Annotated in this window: 17 protein-coding genes; 3 read left to right on the top strand and 14 right to left on the bottom strand. The window is 39.8% G+C overall.

Annotated features, from left to right (window positions below; all coding sequences use genetic code 11):
* Nucleotides 1–68 precede the first annotated feature (68 nt).
* Nucleotides 69–1154: a ketoacyl-ACP synthase III gene (locus FJ709_RS06605; protein ID WP_226414656.1), complete on the top strand. Its 1086-nt coding sequence runs from the start codon at nucleotides 69–71 to the stop codon at nucleotides 1152–1154.
* Nucleotides 1155–1249: 95 nt separating this feature from the next.
* On the opposite strand, the gene FJ709_RS06600 is transcribed toward FJ709_RS06605, so the two are convergent.
* The 4 genes from FJ709_RS06600 to FJ709_RS06585 all read right to left on the bottom strand — a co-directional run bounded on the left by FJ709_RS06600 (nucleotide 1250) and on the right by FJ709_RS06585 (nucleotide 5943).
* Nucleotides 1250–1948: an exonuclease domain-containing protein gene (locus tag FJ709_RS06600; RefSeq protein ID WP_226414654.1), complete on the bottom strand. Its 699-nt coding sequence runs from the start codon at nucleotides 1946–1948 to the stop codon at nucleotides 1250–1252.
* Complete coding sequence (locus FJ709_RS06595) at nucleotides 1948–3795, bottom strand: DUF294 nucleotidyltransferase-like domain-containing protein (RefSeq protein ID WP_226414651.1); 1848 nt, start codon at nucleotides 3793–3795, stop codon at nucleotides 1948–1950. The genes FJ709_RS06600 and FJ709_RS06595 overlap by 1 nt, the downstream gene beginning before the upstream one ends.
* A gap of 149 nt (nucleotides 3796–3944) precedes the next feature.
* Nucleotides 3945–5663 (bottom strand): sodium:solute symporter family protein, encoded by a 1719-nt coding sequence (locus tag FJ709_RS06590; RefSeq protein ID WP_226414648.1) that lies wholly within the window; start codon nucleotides 5661–5663, stop codon nucleotides 3945–3947.
* A 13-nt stretch (nucleotides 5664–5676) separates the two neighbouring features.
* A complete protein-coding gene (locus FJ709_RS06585; protein ID WP_226414645.1) occupies nucleotides 5677–5943 on the bottom strand; it encodes a DUF4212 domain-containing protein in 267 nt (88 codons plus the stop codon).
* Nucleotides 5944–6414: 471 nt separating this feature from the next.
* Here FJ709_RS06585 and FJ709_RS06580 point away from each other — a divergent pair, with 471 nt between their 5' ends.
* A complete protein-coding gene (locus FJ709_RS06580; protein ID WP_226414643.1) occupies nucleotides 6415–8589 on the top strand; it encodes a sensor domain-containing diguanylate cyclase in 2175 nt (724 codons plus the stop codon).
* On the opposite strand, the gene FJ709_RS06575 is transcribed toward FJ709_RS06580, so the two are convergent.
* The gene (locus tag FJ709_RS06575; RefSeq protein WP_226414641.1) at nucleotides 8567–10021 is read right to left on the bottom strand and encodes an alpha/beta hydrolase; all 1455 of its coding nucleotides are present in this window, start codon (nucleotides 10019–10021) and stop codon (nucleotides 8567–8569) included. The genes FJ709_RS06580 and FJ709_RS06575 overlap by 23 nt on opposite strands.
* A gap of 105 nt (nucleotides 10022–10126) precedes the next feature.
* On the opposite strand from FJ709_RS06575, the gene FJ709_RS06570 reads away from it, so the two are divergent.
* Complete coding sequence (locus FJ709_RS06570) at nucleotides 10127–10669, top strand: DUF6942 family protein (RefSeq protein ID WP_226414639.1); 543 nt, start codon at nucleotides 10127–10129, stop codon at nucleotides 10667–10669.
* 39 nt (nucleotides 10670–10708) lie between these two features.
* On the opposite strand, the gene FJ709_RS06565 is transcribed toward FJ709_RS06570, so the two are convergent.
* The 9 genes from FJ709_RS06565 to FJ709_RS06525 form a co-directional block, all read right to left on the bottom strand.
* The gene (locus FJ709_RS06565; protein WP_226414637.1) at nucleotides 10709–11716 is read right to left on the bottom strand and encodes a WD40 repeat domain-containing protein; all 1008 of its coding nucleotides are present in this window, start codon (nucleotides 11714–11716) and stop codon (nucleotides 10709–10711) included.
* 161 nt (nucleotides 11717–11877) lie between these two features.
* Nucleotides 11878–12708: an ammonia-dependent NAD(+) synthetase gene (nadE, locus tag FJ709_RS06560; RefSeq protein ID WP_226414635.1), complete on the bottom strand. Its 831-nt coding sequence runs from the start codon at nucleotides 12706–12708 to the stop codon at nucleotides 11878–11880.
* 124 nt (nucleotides 12709–12832) lie between these two features.
* Nucleotides 12833–14137 carry an inosine/guanosine kinase gene (locus tag FJ709_RS06555; protein WP_226414633.1) on the bottom strand — a complete coding sequence of 435 codons (1305 nt, stop codon included), beginning with the start codon at nucleotides 14135–14137 and terminating at the stop codon, nucleotides 12833–12835.
* Between the two features lie 135 nt (nucleotides 14138–14272).
* Nucleotides 14273–14647 carry a hypothetical protein gene (locus tag FJ709_RS06550; RefSeq protein ID WP_226414631.1) on the bottom strand — a complete coding sequence of 125 codons (375 nt, stop codon included), beginning with the start codon at nucleotides 14645–14647 and terminating at the stop codon, nucleotides 14273–14275.
* Nucleotides 14648–14701: 54 nt separating this feature from the next.
* Nucleotides 14702–15346, bottom strand: a complete 645-nt coding sequence (gene adk, locus FJ709_RS06545; RefSeq protein WP_226414629.1) for an adenylate kinase — start codon at nucleotides 15344–15346, stop codon at nucleotides 14702–14704.
* 136 nt (nucleotides 15347–15482) lie between these two features.
* The gene (locus FJ709_RS06540) at nucleotides 15483–16349 is read right to left on the bottom strand and encodes a co-chaperone YbbN (RefSeq protein ID WP_226414627.1); all 867 of its coding nucleotides are present in this window, start codon (nucleotides 16347–16349) and stop codon (nucleotides 15483–15485) included.
* A gap of 56 nt (nucleotides 16350–16405) precedes the next feature.
* Entirely contained in the window at nucleotides 16406–18319 is a 1914-nt protein-coding gene (gene htpG / locus FJ709_RS06535) for a molecular chaperone HtpG (protein ID WP_226414625.1), read from the bottom strand.
* A gap of 230 nt (nucleotides 18320–18549) precedes the next feature.
* Nucleotides 18550–19149 carry a recombination mediator RecR gene (recR, locus tag FJ709_RS06530; RefSeq protein ID WP_226414623.1) on the bottom strand — a complete coding sequence of 200 codons (600 nt, stop codon included), beginning with the start codon at nucleotides 19147–19149 and terminating at the stop codon, nucleotides 18550–18552.
* 115 nt (nucleotides 19150–19264) lie between these two features.
* On the bottom strand, nucleotides 19265–19951 hold the full coding sequence (locus FJ709_RS06525; RefSeq protein ID WP_226414621.1) for a class I SAM-dependent methyltransferase: 687 nt from the start codon (nucleotides 19949–19951) through the stop codon (nucleotides 19265–19267).
* Nucleotides 19952–20020: the final 69 nt, after the last annotated feature.

The raw sequence follows: 20020 nt of genomic DNA, 5'->3' as shown, positions 1-20020 counted from the left end.
AATTCAAGACTGAGTGGGTCAAATATTACCTTAATCGCCTGTTTTATTTATACATTGAGAGAAGTTTTATGCAGTATGCACATATCACCGGATGGGGAAAAGCTGTCCCTCCTGCATCGCTAACCAACGATGACCTTGCCACTTTTATGGAAACGTCCGATGAGTGGATTAAATCTCGTACAGGAATTAGCAAACGCAATATTAGCCATGTTAATACTTCTGTACTGGCTAGCGTTGCAGCAAAACATGCTTTAGCCGCTGCTGGGATTGATGGCAGTGAGTTGGATTTGATTATTTTGGCTACCGCAAGCCCTGATAGTTTAATACCTAATATTGCCTCTACCGTGCAGGCAAATGTCGGTGCGACATGTGGCGCATTTGATATTAATGCGGCATGCAGTGGTTTTTTATACGGTGTGGGATTAGCAAGCTCGTTAATTAAAAGCGGCCAAAATAAGAAAGTGTTAATTATCGGTGCTGAACGTTTATCTTTTTATTTAGACTGGTCTCGCCGTGAAACTGCTGTGCTATTTGGTGATGGTGCTGGTGCTGTAGTGTTAGAAGCCCGCGAAGAAGAAGGCGGAGTATTAGGTTACGAACTAAATAACGATCCCGATGGACGTGAGATTTTAAAATCGAACTTTGGCAGCCAAATGGATCGCTTAGATAGCAGTTCTTTAGATTTCTATATCCAATTTAATGGCCAAGAAATATTTAAGCGTGCTATTCAAGGTATGGGCTCTTTAAGTACTAAAGTACTGGAAAAATGTAATGTTGATAAAGATGATGTCGATTGGGTTATTCCTCATCAAGCTAACGAACGTATCATTGATACTTTGGTCAGTCGGATGAAAATTCCTAAAGAAAAAGCCATCGTCAATATAGAAAACTATGGCAATACATCAGCTGCGACCATCCCAATTGCGATTTGTGATGCTTTAGATAAAGGCTTAATTAAGCCAGGACAAACTATTTTGTCATGTGCTTTTGGTGCAGGATTGACATCAGCAGCATTGCTGTTCAAATGGACTGACCGCGTTACTCCTATTAATACTAGTGATGCCAAAGTGCCAGATTGTGAGCAAACTGCACTAGAATTAATTAAACCTGCGGTGGATTACTTTTTCAAAAAAGCTGAGCAAGAAGGTCGATAGACCTGTTATGTAAATCGATACTCTATCGTACTCATAAAATAAGCCAGTCAATTGACTGGCTTATTTTATGTTTGAATTAAAGCTGTTAATTAGAGCTATTTAGTTAACCCAATTAACTCATAGCATTTGATGTTTTTAGCTCCGCCTAATGCAGATACTTGCGCTAAAAATAACTCAGCACAGGCAATGGCATCAATTAATGCATTATGTCCGCCATATACAGGCAAGTGATAATGTTCTCGACTTTGCCCTAATCGAACACACCCTTTAACTAAGTGGTCATGCTGACGCAGGTATCGTGTTTTTTCAATTGCTAAGGTGTCAATAAAAGGCAAGAGTGCTTTTTGTCCAAATACACTGTGTAAGTTTTTTTGAATAAATGCCATATCCATTGGCGCATGGTGTGCCACCAAAATATATCCTTGGGTTTCTTTTAGTAACCAATTCATTGCTAAATCAATGGGTAAAGCATCATCTAATTGATGATCAACAATACCGTGAACAGTTGCACTTTGGCCTACACTACCGTCAATTGAAATCATCAAATGCTGAGCTTTAGACAGGGGGATTTGTCCTTGAATGATAGGCACTATACCAATACTAATGATCTGATCCTTCTCGGCATTAAGGCCGGTCATTTCCAAATCAATCGCCATCAATTTAGCATCAAAGATAGTGTGATTAAATTGGTTTGTTAATGCCCGCTGATAATCCGCTAATATCGACTTTTCGCCCTGCTGATTAACCAGTGAATCTAACCAAAACCGACCTTTAAGCCATAAATGATTGACCACTAAAAACTCCGGGTAAACTTAAGTTTCAAACCAGATTGAGCATCATGAACTACTTTAAAGGCATCTCGTAATTGATGGCGCAATAAAGATGACAAATCCTGTGGCTTTAAAAAATTACTCACAACCAAATTATTAGTCGCCTGATATCCCTGATTAGCTAAGCGCATATGCGCTATAAACTCATGGGCGTCCGCTAAATTAAGGGCATCTTTGCGATTAATGATATTGGCGTCCATTAACGCGCGAATACGTTTAGCGGTATTGACCTCTTTAATGCCAGCACTTAGGGCATAGACTCTGGCAATATCATTGATTAACGCACTGCCCTTGTGCTTCAAATCCATGCCTTTGACTTCACTGCCATCTCGTTCAAGTACAAATTTTCTGAAAAAACCTAAAGGCGGTGATTGCTGTAATGAGTTACCCGCCATACCGGCTAAAAAAATGTCATTATTTTGGGTATGCGACATCACTGAGTTCTGTAATTCATCAAACAAGGTTTGCGGTCCATACACTGCGCGCATATCAAAGAAAATACTGGCGTGCATTAGGGCTTTAGGATCAGGTGTGAGTACCCACTTTTTGAATTTATTCTGCCATTCGAGCAGTGATAACCGCCACTTAGGATTTTGCGCCATAATATCGCCAGGACAATAGATATAACCGCATTGATCAAGTCCCTTACAAACCGCATGGGTTAATTTATCGAAGTAAGCTGCTGCGAACTCATCCGGTTCATGTGCTAATAACAAACCATTATCTTGATCTGAACAAGCCACTTGATCTTGCCTACCTTGCGAGCCAAAAGCTAACCAACAAAAAGCCATCGGAGCTTTACCCAATAATTGCTGATTTAGTACAATTAAGCGCCGGGTTAATGCATCTGTGACCGAAGTTAACACCCTACCGATCTCTTCAGCCCGTGCATCTGCACTTATAAGGTTTTGCAATAATACTGGGATTTGCTTACTGACAAAGATCAACTTATCAATTGAATCTTGGCGATCTATTTCACCAATTAATAATAATGGTTGTGAACTCTGGGCACGTAAAATATCAGTACTGGTCACCATACCTTTGGCTTGATTATTGTCTATTACAGGTAAATGATGGATATTATATTGACTCATCAATAACATAGCTTCAAATACTAGTGCATTAGAAGCCACAGTTTTGGGCTGAACAGTCATTACTTGGTCTACACAAATATTGCCATCAAAACCTTCTGCTAATACTCTATTTCGTAAATCGCGATCAGTAACAATACCGACTAAGCCGTGATCATTTAACACCAACACTGATGAAACCCTATTATCGCGCATTAATTTTGCAGCATTTTGCACACTGGCATTGGTTGCAATACAAATTGGATTTTTAGACATCATATTAGTAATACGACTGGTCGTGGTGAGATCTTTGGCTTTAAACTTATGTTCATTACGTAGTCGCTGCGCAAACGCGCGGGTAAAAAAAGTATCAAACTGACGATTATGGGTTTTTAATTCGGTGAATAAAAGTTGGGGGATATGATAAACCAAACCATCTTCTAAAATAGCGACCTTGTTAACCACTTTTTCGCCTGACAATAATGTCGAAAACCCAAAACATTCTCCTTCTGCGACTCTATCTACTAATACACCCTGTGGATCTCTGACTTCAAATGCGCCACTTCGGACTAAATATAATTTAGGATTATTAGGATCAAACTCAACAAATGCCGATGCCTTTGCGTAATAGCCAATATTAATTTCCCGAGCACAACGCTGAACTAACGCTTTAGACAATAAATCAAAAGGTGCATGGGATTGTAAAAACTGCTCAATTGGCTGTAATTCACTGGCATTCATATTATTTTCTCATTGGCGGTTTTATTTAATATACCTGTGCCAACTGAATACTGGCTATAAGACTTAAGCCCAAGCTTGCACTATATTTGGTCAATAAAAAAGAGCGCCGAGGCGCTCCTTTAAATGGGGACTAATTAATGAATTAATAATTAGTGGTTTTGCGCTTCGCCTGCTCCTTGTGGGAAACGAATCGATTCAACCATATCAACAACATCTTGAGGTACAGGCTTGGTGACTTTACTGACAGCAAAAGCGACACCGAAGTTAATAAACATGCCAACCATACCAAACCCTTCAGGCGAAATACCGAAGAACCAATTATCACTTGTATTAGCAGCAGGGTTAATAAACTTAAAGTACACAATATAAGCAGCTGTAGATAGCAAGCCTAATACCATACCGGCAATTGCACCCTCTCTATTTACCTTTTTAGAGAAGATCCCCATGATAATTGCAGGGAAAAGTGATGCAGCGGCTAAACCGAAGGCTATTGCAACCACCGCGGCCACAAATCCGGGCGGATTTATACCAAAGTAACCAGCCATTACAACACCCAATGCAGCTGCAATACGCGCATACATTAACTCTTTCTTGTCAGAGATATCCGGCATAAGATTTTTCTTAAGTAAATCATGCGACACCGATGTTGAGATAACTAACAGTAAACCCGCTGACGTTGATAGTGCAGCAGCTAAACCACCAGCAGCAACTAAGGCAATAACCCACGCAGGTAGACTGGCAATTTCAGGCGTCGCTAGCACGATAATATCACGGTCAATGGTCATCTCATTCGAATCACCATTAGCATAAGATATTTTGCCATCACTGTTTTTATCATCCCAAGTAATTAAGCCAGTTTTTTCCCAGTTTTTAATCCACTGTGGCGCGGCTTCATAAGCGACACCTGTAGAATCAGGTCCATTAATTGTCTCAATCATATTTACACGAGAGAAAGCAGCTAAAGCAGGTACTGTAGTGTACATAATAGCAATAAACACTAGCGCCCAACCCGCTGATAAACGTGCATCTTTTACTCTAGGTACAGTAAAGAAACGAACAATAACATGGGGCAAACCTGCAGTACCAAACATCAGTGCACCAGTAATAAAGAACACATCAATCATTTCTTTAGAGCCTTCTGTATACTGGGAGAATCCCAATTCAGCAGAAAGACCATCAAGCTTATCGAGTAAGAAGACTCCTGTACCATTACCTGCAGCATCAACTAGCTCAGCACCAAAACCGATTTGCGGCAGAATATGACCTGTCATCATCACAGAGATAAAGATTGCTGGAACCATAAAGGCAAATATCAACACACAATATTGTGCAACCTGAGTGTAGGTAATCCCTTTCATTCCACCTAAAACAGCATAGAAAAACACCACTGCCATGCCAATGTATACGCCAGTTTCAACTTCGACTTCTAGGAAGCGAGAGAAAACCACACCGACACCGCGCATTTGACCTGCTATATAAGTAAAACAGATGAAAATGGCACAAATTACCGCAACAGTACGGGCAGTTTGTGAGTAATAGCGATCACCGATAAAATCAGGAACCGTAAATTTACCAAACTTGCGTAAATAAGGCGCCATACACAAGGCTAATAAAACATAACCCCCAGTCCAGCCCATTAAATATACTGAACCATCATAACCTGTAAATGACACAATACCTGCTAGCGAGATAAATGATGCCGCTGACATCCAATCTGCTGCGGTAGCCATACCGTTCATTACCGGATGCACACCACCACCGGCTACATAAAACTCTTGAGTGGAACCAGCTCTCGCCCAAATCGCGATGCCAATGTATAGCGCAAATGTCGCGCCAACAATAATATATGTTAATGTTTGAACATCCATTTTTCAGTGCTCCTTAATCTTCGTGAACATCATATTTCTTGTCTAGGGCATTTGCTTTTGCCACATAAACAAAAATCAGCGCCACGAATACATACATTGCACCCTGCTGCGCAAACCAAAAGCCTAATTTGAATCCCATGAAGGAAAACTCATTAAGCACGTCTACTAATAAAATACCGCAGCCAAATGAAACTGCAGCCCAAATTGCTAGCAGTACAAGTACTAAACGTAAATTTTCACGCCAATACCCTGCTGCCTTTTCGTTATTTTCAAAAGCCATTGCGACTTCCCCTGTATTGTTTTTTTAAAGTCGAATTGTAAAGTCATTGTTAATTTAGCAACTCACAGGGGTTCGACAATCAAGACCTTAGTCTAACCTACAGTGAAAAATAACCTAAAAACCGAATTTATCCATTTATAAACAATAGGATACTTATTTTACAACAAACCTAGTGAACACTATAACTATTGAAAAACTAGACCAAGGTCGAACGAGAAATAACATGTTATCAGCAACCTCGGATAAGAGAGCGTCACTAATTGTCGATAAAAAATAGTTAGCAACACGCCAATAGTCATTTAAACACTTCAAATTTATCTACAATAAGCGAAAATAATTTAAGAATATATAAGTAAACTATCTAAATAACGTTACTTATCTTAGATTTAAGCTGTAATTAACAGTCAATTGCTTGTGATTATCGTATAAGGGGGGTAAAATTTTTTGATAATAATGAGAAAGGATATTTCATTGAAGAAATTGCCGTTAAATCCACAGAATCTGATGTTTTCAATAGTAATGGGTGTTATTGCACTTATTATTAACTTTTATCCTATCCCTTTCTTCGCAAACGTCCAATTTGTACTCGGTAACACACTGACCGTGATAGTCGCCATTTTATGTGGCCCCTGGTATGCGTTAGTGGCGTCATTATTAGCCTCAACCAGTTTAATGCTTACCTGGGACAGCTATCATGTTTTCTTCATTTTTGGGTTAGAGGCATTATTTTTAGGTTTTTGTCGTAGAATAGATATCTATGCGCTATATGGCAACATCATATTTTGGCTTGTTATTGGCATGCCCATTTTCTATTTAATGGCCAAGTTATTTTTTGATATGCCCACTGAGCACTTACCCTTTGTGACCATAAAGCAGGCGATAAATAGTTTAATTTATACCAGTATAGCCTCTATATTAGTATTGATGGTGCCTAAATTATGGATGTTTGAAACCAAGATTAAAGATAAACAGCGTAGAAGTCTTAGTAAGCAGATGACTTATTTCGTCACTCTTATGATTACCTTATCTTTATTATTTTCAACGCTTTATTTCAACTATATTTCATTGGATAAGCAGCAAAACTTAATCGTGAAAAATCAGCAAGAATCGGTTTTTTATTTAAACAATGCGGGCGAGCAATATATCGATAATCATCAAAAAGTGATAGAGAATGCAGCACGCTACTTCAGTATAACCAACGGCTCACCACAAGAGTTACAGCCTCTTCTGAGTGACTTACATAAAAATTATCCTGGATTTATCAGTATGTTAATTACCGATAATCAAGCAAAAATAATTGCCGCATCACCTGCTATACGATTAAATGATGCCAAGAATAACAATGTCACTGTCAAAGATCGAGATTATTTTATAGAGTCATTTTATAATCAAAGGGTGTTTATTTCTTCAGTATTTTTGGGTAGGGGCTTTGGTAACGACGCGATAGTAGCGATTAGTGCGCCCTATTATGACAAGCAAAATACATTACAGCCATTGGGCATAATTGAAGGTTCGTTAGATCTAAAATACTTTTCAGCAATCGACTATGATTTCAATCAACAGAAAAACCAATCGATTATTTTGACCGATGAAACCAATAATATTATTTATGCCTCAGAAAAACTAAATTTAAACGTTCTGTCGCCTTTTAAATACAGTATCCACAATGGACTGTATTTAACCAAATTACCCCTGATGAATATCACCAAAACAGAATCTAGAATTCCAGAATATATTTATGCTCAGAAGCAACTAAAAAATGGTTGGAAAATTTATATTATTGAGCCCTTTTCACCATTATTGCAGCTCGCTGAAAAACAAATGCAAGCCAGTTTTTTTATGCTACTAGGTGCTCTTTTCATCAGCTTTTTTATTTCAAATAGAATTAGCCAACTGCTAACTATTCCCCTCGAAATGGTAGCCAACCAATTTGGTCACCTTAGCCAACATGATTTAAATAACCAAGTACTAGATGAAAGTTCCCCTAAGGAAGTGTATAGCCTTTATCAAAGGTTATTGATTAGTAAGCAACAGCTGATAACTCAGCAATTAGAACTGGAAGAAACGGTTGTTAACCGCACTAAAGAATTAGAGAAAGCCAATAAAAAACTCAAAGAATTAGTCGACAAAGACCCATTAACTCAACTGTTTAATCGCCGATTTGCTGAACATAAGTTCCAGGAAGTGAGAGAGTTTTGTCTTCGAAGTGAACAAGCCATTACTGTGGCTATTCTTGATTTAGATTTTTTCAAAGCTGTTAATGATAGTTACGGCCATTTAGCTGGGGATGAATGCTTACGTCAAGTGTCAGCACAACTGTCTCAACATTTTAAACGTGATATTGATATTATTGCCCGTTATGGTGGAGAGGAGTTTATTTTAATTTTACCTATGTCGAACGCGCTTAGCATTGAACATCACTTAAATGAATTTAAAGTCAAACTGTCTCAAATTCCCATTAATACGCCAGACAGAACTGAAGCATTTGATATCACCGTCAGTATCGGGGCTATCACGGCTGATGCGAACTTTGATGCTAGGCTAGATAAATGGATAAAGATAGCCGACGATAATCTGTATCAAGCTAAAGCTCAAGGTCGTAATCGCACTATTGTCACTATTATCAATCCTGAGGTGGAATCATAAATTTGTCCATTCTATCCATCATATAGGGGTAGAATGGGTTCCATTTTTGGCGCAACATATTGGCGGCAGACATAGAAAACAATCCTTTTTCAGCTTGAAATACCGCTAAGCCTATTTGTACCGTTTCAGTATTTTCTATTATCAAAGGGCCATAAAGTGGGTCTTCTATCGGAAATGGCAACGCAATGTGCGAAAGCGAGAACACACCTTTAGGCCATTCGAGCAATAGTTCTTGTGGGGCTTGCTGATTCAATATACCAAGCTCTCTAGCTTGTACGGCCCTAGATTGTTGTGCCTGACTTTCAATTAGCGTTAAGCGATAATCCATATCATTCTTTGTCCAAAATGGTTCAAAAAACGTGATTGGATCAAGATTCATTAACAGCCTAAACCCGGTACTGCGATTATAGTCAAACATCACTAATTCATGACCGTTTTTAGGCAAATATCGGTAAAGCTCATCGACGACATTCACAGATGAAACCGTATCATCTATGACTGACTGAAAGGTTTGTATGGGCGCGATTTTCTGTTTTTGCTCTGCGGATAAACTGTCTAATAATTGTTTATTACGCAGAGTTAGCTGGTAAACAATATCACCTGCATTAACGGCAAATGACATATATTTAAATGGATCGTACTCAACTTCAATACTATTCCAAAACAGTTTTTCCTGCCCAAGTAATGCACCTAGTTTAGCCTGCCAATATGCCGCCTGGGCAATGGGAGCCAAGCCAATAGCTGGTGACATAAAAATCATCTTGTCATAATGAGTCGGCTTATTCAGACTTATCGCTTCTAATTGGTTGTTTAGCGCGAGTGCTGCACCAGTAGAAAAACCTACAACATATAAGGGTTTACCTTTTAATTTATCAGATAAATGAGCGGTAGCTAACGCCACAGCACCTGCTAAATCAGGCCAGGTAATATCTGTTAGCCCTGAAGGCGTGGTGCCGTGACCTGGTAATCTTAATCCGACTATATGGGCTTGATGTCGATAATGCTCAGCAATATGCGACATCGAGTAAGGTGAGTCAGACATGCCGTGGATCAATAACAAACCAAATTCTGCATCATCATTTGGCCACTCAAAAGATCGATTCCAGTCTTCATGCCACAAAGCAGGATCCGATGAGCTGCCCTTTTCATAACGATTTATCGGAGAGGCGACCTCCGGTTGGTATTGTTGGTATATTTTCTGCTCGACTTCAGCAAATAGTTTATCTTCTAGTGCTAAATACTGCTTAAAATTATCTAAACCTGATTGTTGATGATATTCATTTTTAAGATGTGTGGTATGCCAAAGTGACAGTTCTGGCCTAGCATTCAATAACCATACAGCAATAATAATCAACGCAATAGACGTGCCTATAGTGCTATAGAATAGGGCAAATAACATATGCTTAGTGGATCCGATAACAATAGCGCGCATGATTTCCCTTATACTAAAAAATGATTACAACGATGCAAATAAAGGCCTAAAATAGCCTGACAGAATAGGTTATTATAATAGCAAGTATGCTAAAAGCTAAAGAACATGAAAACCGCTAGCAATGAGACACTTTCAAACAATATTATTAGTCACTACTTTGGTTCCCTTTTACCTAAAGTGATTTTTTACTTGCCCACACCACCTATCATTGCAACAGATTGGAGCGAAAGTGACCCAAATGCAGCAAAAAGACTAATCGAAGCTAATGGTAATCATTGGCGAAAAATTATCATTATTATCTGCAAACTTGTGAGTAAAGAATTATCTTGTTGGAGAACGATACAAAACACACTATTTCAACAAAATAGTATTGCTCATTTACCAATGGCCATTGCGATTGTGGATCAGTCTACTGAGAAAACTATCGACATAAAACCTGATAGCTCAATCATCCATATCATTTGCGGTAAAAATACCTTTTCACGTTTTACCATTGAAAGTACATTACTTGTTAGCACTCTTTCATTGAATCAACAGCAAACGATTCGATACCACCAACAGGTTTTTCTCACACCATATTTAGATTATCGACAGTTTCCTAATGCCTTGATTGATCTATTGAGACCCAAGCTACACCAGGACAGATAAATGAATCTGATACCTATTGCCAGCTAAATTTGGGCACATTTACAAACTCCAGGTTTCAAGACCACCATCAGAACTTAAGGTTAATAGTTTTCCATTAGGTTTAATCCTCATGGAAAATACCGTTGTGCCTGCACTGTAGGCGTTGATATCCCAGTGACAAAGCTCCTTTCCAGAGTTTGCATCCCAGTAGATAACCGTTTGTTTTGAGGTTGCGGTAATTAAATTATTAGCATTATTGATAAATAGAGCCTGTCTAAAATAGCGATAACGCTCAAGGTAATCTAGTTGGCTAATAGGCAAAGCGGTTTGAGAGTCAAGAATGACATTGTTATCTAGTGCATCGGCAATAAACAAGCGTCGATTAGTTTCATCGTAGCTAGCACTGGTGATCCGCTGCGGACGTGAAAAACTACTAATCAACGCGCCACTATAAGTGGACCAAATATGCACGTCACCATCTAGTCCTGTTGATAATACCTGCTGTTCAAAATTAGATAGTTCAATATGATTAACTGCGCCACTGTGTTGCTTGAACAATGACATCGTCATGCTGCTTCGTTGAATAACAGTAATAGAACCATCATTCATGCCCACCAAAATAGTACTGCCGGTTTGGCTTAAAAAAAGGCTTGAAACACTTGCGTCGGGGTTAAAGCCTTGAGCAGGCCAGCGTATATCTAGTTTGCCGGTTTCAAGGTTGAAAATAGATATTTTGTGTTTACCGGCAGTAGCCAGATATTGGTTATTACCTGACATAGCCAGCAGATAGTTAGACTCATCAAAGTCATCATCAGTCCATTGATGTAATAATTTATTGGTCGCAATTTCCCATACCGATAATGTGCGGCTTCTGCCTAGTGTCACAGCTATACTCGCATCTGCTGACAAAACGCCATCAACAAGGGTTTCTTTTACCAGTCTCAGAGCGTTATCCGGACTTTTGCTAACAGCAACTTGATTGCAACCAGTTACAGTGATAAACGCAACTGTGATGGCAATAATCAGACCGACCTGAAGCGATAATCTAGATTGGACCTTAGCTAACAAGTTAATTCCTTAAAAGTAATGCTTTTAATATATTAACATAGAGAATCAGCTTATTAGCCACCCTAAATTAAGTCGAATGACATAAAACCAAATGACACAGGTTAGAATTAGCTTAACTTGTGTCACATATATTGTCGGCTTAATCCGTAATCATAGCGATATTAATCGTAAATAGTGGGTATCGCTTTACGCTTATGCTGGGTCCGCTGATAAATGCTAATCAGCTTGGTTTCAACGCTTGCATCGACCGGTTTGCCTTCCAGAAAATCATCAATTTGATCGTAGCTCATACCTAGCGCCACTTCATCTTCTAATTGTGGTTTGTCTTCTTCTAAGTCAGCTGTAGGCGCTTTTTTTACCAGAATATCTGGCGCACCCAAAAAGGCAGCAAGTTGACGAACCTGGCGTTTATTTAAACCAAACAATGGCGCTAAATCGCAGGCGCCATCACCAAATTTAGTATAAAAGCCGGTAATATTTTCTGCGCTATGATCGGTGCCAACCACTAAACCGCCTACCATACCGGCTATTTCATATTGCGCTATCATGCGCATTCTGGCTTTTACATTACCCTTAACAAAGTCGACTTTACCTTCTTCAGGTAAAGATACTCCCGCATTGCTCAAACCAGCTAAGGTGGCTTGATGCACGCCAATAACACCTTCAGCAATGTTAACGGTCACTTGTTTAGACGGTTGAATAAATTGGCAGGCTAATTGTGCTTCATCTTCATCTTTTTGGACTTGATAAGGTAAGCGCACGGCAATAAATTGATAACGTTTATCGGCTAACTCCTGATTTAAGCTATCGACCGCTAACTGACATAAACGACCGGTTAAAGATGAGTCCACTCCACCGCTGATCCCCAACACTAATGAATGACAATGGGCCTCTTTGAGCTTCGATTTTATAAAGGCGACACGTCTTTGTACTTCAAAATCTGGCTCAATGGCCTTGAGTACATGCATTTCACGTAAAATTTGTCCTTTCACTTTAAGCTCCTTCAATTATTAACCTAGGCCTATTCTATTAAAATTTGATGAAAAAAAAACGATAATGACAAAACATTATCGTTTATTTTTAGACTGTTATTTGTTTAGCTCACTAAACCACTGATTAGCGTTCCCAATAAGACTCTTCTAGGCTGTCTTCTCGCTCTGGTAAACCGCGCGATAGACGTGGACTGTGTTGAGCTAACACTTCATAGGCAACGCGGTTAGCATACTTACACACTTGCGAAAACGATGAATAACATAAACCATCGCGTTTATGTTTACTTGACCCAGGGACATTGGTTTTATGGAAGGTATTGGCTGACAAGTCGTGCAATAAGGCTGATAAAGCGCCATCTCCTGCACCATTGGTGTTACGTATATAATCAGGTCCACCCATATAAGGCGCAATGTGGGCATAGACTTTAATGGGTTCTTCACAGTCAGCTTTTAGCATAGGGCGAGAAAATTCATAACGATTGAACTCAGGAATAGCACCAGGTAATAAAGTATGACTCGTTTCACGCTTGGCACTGTCTTCGGCATATCCTGCTGTATATAAACCAATTGGGCCTGCCGTGGTCAACACCATATCACACCACTCAAGTGCAGCCTCACTGGCTAACAATGGGTCTTTGAACCCTGTAAGCGCTTCACCTTCATCTTCATTCATGGCCAAAATAGTGACATGTTCTTTAATAAACTTTTGCCACCAAACAGGGTCTTCTTGAATTAAAAAACGGGTGCCTAGTGTTAATACTACAGGCACTTCAGCAGCTTTTGCATATTCAATCGCTTTCATCGCAGCAGATGTCATACCGTCACCTTCGCTAGCACGCATCAAATAGGCAGTAATCACTAATGCTGAGCTTTCTTGAATCACCTGTTGGTTAATATAATGTGGGGTCAGTTTATCCATCGAGCCTTTGCTGATAGCAAAAGTGCGCTCACCGTCTTCTGAAATTAATGTAAAGCAACGACCAATTGGGCCATCTACAGGTTGAAGATAATTTAAGTCAACTTTTGAAGAGGTATTGCAAAGGTAGCGATAAGCATAGCTACCGACCATAATATTCTGGCTCATCACGCCAAACAACACTGAGCGATCATCGGCTAAAATGGAATAGTTATGTACCGTGTTGCCTATGGTGCCACCAGCAAACTCGTCGCTGATCATGTCATTAGATTTAAGTTCATTATAAAGCGCATGGGCGCCATCATCATCGATTAGTGTTGAGTTACCTTTAGGCAAGCCGTAACGTTCAAGCAAATCATCGGCAACTTTCGCTTCAATATCGACTAACGTTTGATCAACTCCACAAATATAAGTAGAAAATGCTTGAGGTTGATGGGTAAACTGCGCCAGAAGTGGATCGCGGTTACTGACAGGAAAGTAATGTTTCGACTTACGTTGACCAGGAAACTTCATAATCGATTCTCATGAGTTTGCATCCGTGCAACCAAATATAAATATCAGTTTAGCTTATTATTGCTGTAAGCCATGATTAAATAAAAACCGCCTTTGACAAAAGGCGGCGCATGATATCACATTAACTTCATGAGATTAAATGACTTTTAGTGCTTCATTGCCGCTAAACGACACCTGTTCTTTAACTAGGTCAATAATCATATCGCTATGAATATCATCATCATTTAAACCTGGCATAAAGCCATTACACTTAGTTCCTGCATTAACAGAGGTTTGTTTTACCGCTATCGAGATTTCTACTAGGGTTTCTAACAGTCTGATATAAAGGCAGGACATATTAAATCTACTAAACTCACTCCACTGTTCGTTAATCCGGCCAATAACTAATCCGCAGATAGTGTTAATACTTATCTCATAGGACGTCGAAAACAACGATTTTTGTGATTTCTGAATTAAATGTTCAGCAACTATCATAGCGATAGGCTGTAATAAAAATAAAAAAGCCTGCAATGCAGGCTTTTAAACAATACCAACTAAGGCATTGTGATCAATTTGATTAAGCTATTACTTCAGTACTGCAGCTAATTGCTGACTTACGGCAGTAACACTCTGAGTGCCATCAAACTTGTTGTATACGGTACGGCCTTCAGCAGCCACTTTACCGTAATAATCTACCAATGGCTTAGTTTGCTCATGGTAAATACCTAAACGTTTACGTACTGTAGACTCTTCGTCGTCTGGACGAATAGCGAGCTCTTCACCAGTAACATCGTCTTTACCTTCCACTTTAGGTGGATTGAATACAACATGGTAAACACGACCTGAACCTGAATGAACGCGACGACCGCTCATGCGCTTAACAATTTCTTCGTCTGGTACGTCAATTTCGATCACGTGATCAATAACGATACCATTGGCAGTCATTGCATCAGCTTGTGGAATTGTGCGAGGGAAACCATCAAGTAAGAAGCCTTTAACACAATCATCTTGCGCGATACGTTCTTTAACTAGCCCTATGATTAAGTCATCTGAAACTAACTGGCCTGCATCCATCACCTTCTTAGCTTCTAAACCAAGTGGCGTTCCCGCTTTAACCGCAGCGCGTAACATATCACCCGTAGAGATTTGTGGGATACCATATTGCTCCATAATAAACTGAGCTTGAGTACCTTTACCGGCGCCTGGGGCACCTAATAAAATAATGCGCATCTCTAAAGTCCTCTTTTAAGATTATATTCTTTTTAGGGCGGCGATTTTCGCATATCTACCGCTCTTTTCATAGTAGCAATAGCACTGCATTAGACCTATATCTAATAAGATTGACCTAATGTAACGACGTCCGTGTTTAATACAGCAAGGTGTACAACTTACGGCGATATTGATTGGCTAACGCATTCCCCTGCCCCATGGCGGTCATGATCTCTAGAAACATTTGTTTAACTTTTCCATCACCAGCATTAAGATCTTTTTGTAAAAAGCTAAAAAGGCAAGCTAACGCTTCTTCATTACGCTGGGCTTTATTCAGTGCCTTAGCTAAGTCGATAGATAAGATGATATCACCCGGCGTTTCTTCAAGCTGTTGTTGAAGCTGGCGAATTTCTGGTGTGTCCGCAGCATCTTCTGCTAACGCCAGCTTAGCTTTTAAGTTTTGGTAATAACTGTCTTGATCCGCAAGCCCTATCCCTTCAATTAAAGGCTTGGCATCTGCAAGTGCACCTAACTGTAAATAAACATCAGCTAAGACTAAACGCACTTCAGCCATGTTATCAGCTTGTACCGCGATCTCTTTTAATTGCGCCACCAGTAAGGTTAATGCCTCCTGTGTTAAGGGCTCAGCTTGCGCAAGCTGCGCTTTTACGCCATCAAAAGCTTGCAACCAAAGTGCTGGTAAATGCTTATCCAACAAGCTTGCGACACTGGCAGCATCTTGAACGCCTGCAAAACCATCAATCGGGCGACCTTTATCTAGAATTAACGTAGTGGGTAAGCTTTCAATTTGGAAATACTGGGCGATTTCCATCTCCACTTCGCAATCAACACTGGCCAATATAAAACGACCAGCTTGCACAGTGGCAAGTTGCTCAAGAGTTTGCAGCATTTGGATGCTTTCTGGCTTTTGTTGAGCAAAAAAAGTCAATACCACGACTTTTTCCATTGAAGCATCAACAACTTGCTGGATATTTTCTTTGGTTAACGAAATGATGTGTTCCATAGGTCCCCTTAAAATACAAAAGCGGACACTAAGTCCGCTTTTTTATCCGCTTAGTATTACTTAAAGCTCGACATTAACATTTGGTTCATTAATTTAATGAACGCTGAAGGGTCGGCTAAGCTGCCCTTTTCTGAAAGCTGGGCTTGTTGTAGTAACAAGTTAGACCAATCTGCAAACAATTGCTCGTCTTGTTCATTACTCAAACGCTCAACTAAAGGATGGCTTGGGTTAATCTCAAATGTTGGCTTTGAATCAGGAACAGGTTGACCTGCCGCTTGCATCAATTTAATCATTTGGGTCGACATTTCGCCTTCACCGGTGACCACACAAGCTGGGGTATCGGTTAAGCGTGACGTCACTTTAACATCAGACACTTTACCGGCTAACGCCGCTTTGATGCGCTCAACTAGGCCTTTAGCTTCTTCGGCAACTTTTTCTTGTGCTTCTTTGTCAGCTTCATCTTCTAATGAACCTAGCTCTAAATCACCTTTGGTTACTGAATGCAGTTGCTTGCCTTTAAATTCAGTTAAGTGGTTAATTAACCATTCATCAATACGCTCAGACATCAGTAACACTTCAATGCCTTTTTTGCGCAATAGTTCAAGATGAGGGCTATTTACCGCAGCGTCATGGCTGTCTGCCACTATGTAATAAATCTTTTCTTGGCCTTCTTTCATGCGGCCAATATAGTCTTCTAATGACACAGTGGTTGCAGCACTATTGTCATTGGTAGACGCAAAGCGTAGCAAACCGGCAATACGCTCACGGTTAGCATAATCTTCTGCTGGACCTTCTTTTAATACTTGACCAAATTCAGCCCAGAAAGATTGATATTGTTCAGCATCATCTTTAGCAATTTTTTCAAGCATGCCTAAAGCACGTTTCGTTAGTGCCTGACGCAATGTTTGGGTCACTTTGTTGTCTTGTAAAATTTCACGAGACACGTTAAGTGGTAGGTCATTTGAATCAATTAACCCTTTTACAAAGCGCAAGTAGGTCGGCATGAACTGCTCAGCGTCATCCATAACGAATACACGTTGTACAAATAACTTTAAGCCATGTTTTTGATCACGGTTAAACATATCAAACGGCGCTTTTGCCGGGATATATAATAAGCTAGTGTACTCTTGCTTACCTTCAACACGGTTGTGAGCCCACTTTAGTGCGTCGCTGTAATCGTGTGAAATATGCTTGTAGAACTCTTGGTATTCTTCATCTGAAATATCCGCTTTATTACGGGTCCAAAGCGCAGTCGCTTTGTTCATCAGTTTCCAAGCACCTTCAGTTGCGGGAATTTTCTCACCGTCTGGGCCGTCTGATTCAGGTTGACCTGCTTCAAACATTTGCACAGGTACAGAGATATGATCAGAATACTTGGTGATGATTGAACGCAGACGATAATCGTCAGCAAATTCTTTTTCTTCGTCACGTAAATGTAAGGTGATTTCAGTACCACGGGTATTTTTAGTGATGTTATCTACGGTAAAATCGCCTTCACCAGCCGATTCCCACAACACGCCTTCACTGGCTGGCTTGCCCGCAGCGCGAGTCCGCACGGTCACTTTTTTCGCGACGATAAATGCAGAGTAAAAACCAACACCAAATTGACCAATCAATTGTGAATCTTTAGACGCTTCACCTGATAAATGGCTGAAAAACTCTTTCGTACCTGACTTAGCAATTGTACCTAAATGTTCGATAACACCATCACGTGTCATACCGATACCATTATCAGAAATAGTGACAGTGCCTTTTTCTTTATCGGTACTGACGCGAACTCGAAGATCGCCGTCACCTTCATATAAATCATCATTGCTTAGCGCTAAATAGCGTAATTTATCCGCTGCATCGGCCGCATTTGAAACTAATTCACGTAAGAAAATCTCTTTGTTTGAATACAGAGAGTGGATCATCAAATGCAGTAATTGTTTAACTTCGGTTTGAAAGCCATGTGTTTCTTGTTGTGACATGAATAATTCCCTTGATATTACTTTTTACATAAACGATGACATTTGGCAGATAAGATTGATATCACCCAGCAAAAGTCACCACTCTTTAATGTTTCGTTATACAAGAGATGGGGCTTGGTGATCACTTTTCAAGGGGCAATGATTTTTTTGCTGTTTTTTTAAGCCATCATCAACTGACTGTCAATGATGGCAAATGCGTTAGCAGGATTATGAGGGCGTTTTTATTAGGCTTATAACTTAATACGACCATTAAAAGATAAGGCTAATGTGGTGCTATCTACATACTCTAATTCACCACCTACCGGTACACCGTGGGCAATACGACTAATGATCACATTATGACGACGGGCCATATCAGCGATAAAATGTGCGGTAGCATCGCCCTCGACGGTTGGGTTGGTGGCTAAAATAAGCTCTTGTACATCATCTGAGGATAATTGCTGTTCAAGTAAGGCTAAGCCTAGCTCTTCTGGGCCGACACCATCTAAAGGTGATAAATGGCCTAACAATACAAAATATCGACCGTTAAAGTGGCCGCCTGCTTCAATGGCTAGCACATCTGCTGCAGTTTCGACTACGCATATTATTTCCGCATTCCCCCGCTTATGACTGGCGCAAATAGGGCAAAGTGCTTGCTCGGTAAACGTGCGGCAACGCTGACAATGACCAACTTCAGACATAGCTTTTTGTAACGACTCAGCCAGTTTAATCCCGGCCTTTCTTTCACGTTCTAATAATTGAAATGCCATACGTTGTGCCGATTTAGGGCCAACACCAGGTAAGATGCGCAGTGATTGGATCAGTTCATCGACCAACGGACTAAATTTCATCGTATTAAAAAACCTTCAAATAAAAATACTATAAACACTAAAGCGCCGATTATTCACTGTGTGTCGTCAGATTGCAAAAAATGAATGGCATTGAAATCCATTAAATAGACTTAAATTAATTTTGCGGTGAATATCTGGCAAAAATGAACAAATCGACAGTGGGATCTCTGCCTTCAGGTTGAAACTGTTTGCGCTGCAATTCAATAATATCAAAACCATATTGTTCTAACAGCTCGACAAGAAATGAACCTTGGTAATAATGAATGTAAACTTGATCGCCGCTACTAGACGTTTGAAAACCTGATTTATTGACATCATCTTCCATCGTACTGATATAAACCAAACCTCCAGCCTTTAATAATCCAGCCATATCTTTAATCAGTTTAGTGACATCATTTTTGTCTAAATAAGGTAAACCAAAGCCACAAACAATGGCATCAAACTGGCGCGATTCATGCCCCGGCACTTTAAACAAAGTGTTTACCCTAGAAAGCTGGCGACTGTCCATTACTGCAAAACGTGCCGTCGGATTATTTTGTTGTGCCAGCATCACCATATTGGGGGCTAAATCAGTTGCTAATATATCTATATTAGGCAGTTTATCCAGTAAAAAACGAGTGATATTACCTGGACCACAAGCCACATCTAACACCCTCGTTTTAGTACTGCATTGAGGTAACGATTTCAGTAATGAACATAAAGTATCGTAAGTATCCGCATAAGATTCAAAATTCATGTATTTATCTTGATATTGCTGCGCTAACTTATCAAAGGTATTCACTGAAATTTGATACTTATCCATGCTTATACCCTATTTATAACTCACTTAATGCACCGTAAACAAAATGGCTAATTCAATAACTCACCCCAT

The sequence above is a fragment of the Shewanella glacialimarina genome (genome assembly GCF_020511155.1).
GTDB lineage: Bacteria > Pseudomonadota > Gammaproteobacteria > Enterobacterales > Shewanellaceae > Shewanella > Shewanella glacialimarina.
This window is presented reverse-complemented; position numbering and strand designations above follow the sequence as displayed.

Bases quoted from the DNA above. Each gene is read 5' to 3' on its own strand.
- FJ709_RS06595 (WP_226414651.1), bottom strand. From the start codon at position 3,795: ATGAATGCCAGTGAATTACAGCCAATTGAGCAGTTTTTACAATCCCAT.
- adk (WP_226414629.1), bottom strand. From the start codon at position 15,346: ATGCGCATTATTTTATTAGGTGCCCCAGGCGCCGGTAAAGGTACTCAA.
- FJ709_RS06525 (WP_226414621.1), bottom strand. From the start codon at position 19,951: ATGGATAAGTATCAAATTTCAGTGAATACCTTTGATAAGTTAGCGCAG.
- recR (WP_226414623.1), bottom strand. From the start codon at position 19,149: ATGAAATTTAGTCCGTTGGTCGATGAACTGATCCAATCACTGCGCATC.
- FJ709_RS06585 (WP_226414645.1), bottom strand. From the start codon at position 5,943: ATGGCTTTTGAAAATAACGAAAAGGCAGCAGGGTATTGGCGTGAAAAT.
- FJ709_RS06590 (WP_226414648.1), bottom strand. From the start codon at position 5,663: ATGGATGTTCAAACATTAACATATATTATTGTTGGCGCGACATTTGCG.
- FJ709_RS06570 (WP_226414639.1), top strand. From the start codon at position 10,127: ATGAAAACCGCTAGCAATGAGACACTTTCAAACAATATTATTAGTCAC.
- FJ709_RS06540 (WP_226414627.1), bottom strand. From the start codon at position 16,349: ATGGAACACATCATTTCGTTAACCAAAGAAAATATCCAGCAAGTTGTT.
- FJ709_RS06575 (WP_226414641.1), bottom strand. From the start codon at position 10,021: ATGCGCGCTATTGTTATCGGATCCACTAAGCATATGTTATTTGCCCTA.
- FJ709_RS06605 (WP_226414656.1), top strand. From the start codon at position 69: ATGCAGTATGCACATATCACCGGATGGGGAAAAGCTGTCCCTCCTGCA.
- htpG (WP_226414625.1), bottom strand. From the start codon at position 18,319: ATGTCACAACAAGAAACACATGGCTTTCAAACCGAAGTTAAACAATTA.
- FJ709_RS06555 (WP_226414633.1), bottom strand. From the start codon at position 14,137: ATGAAGTTTCCTGGTCAACGTAAGTCGAAACATTACTTTCCTGTCAGT.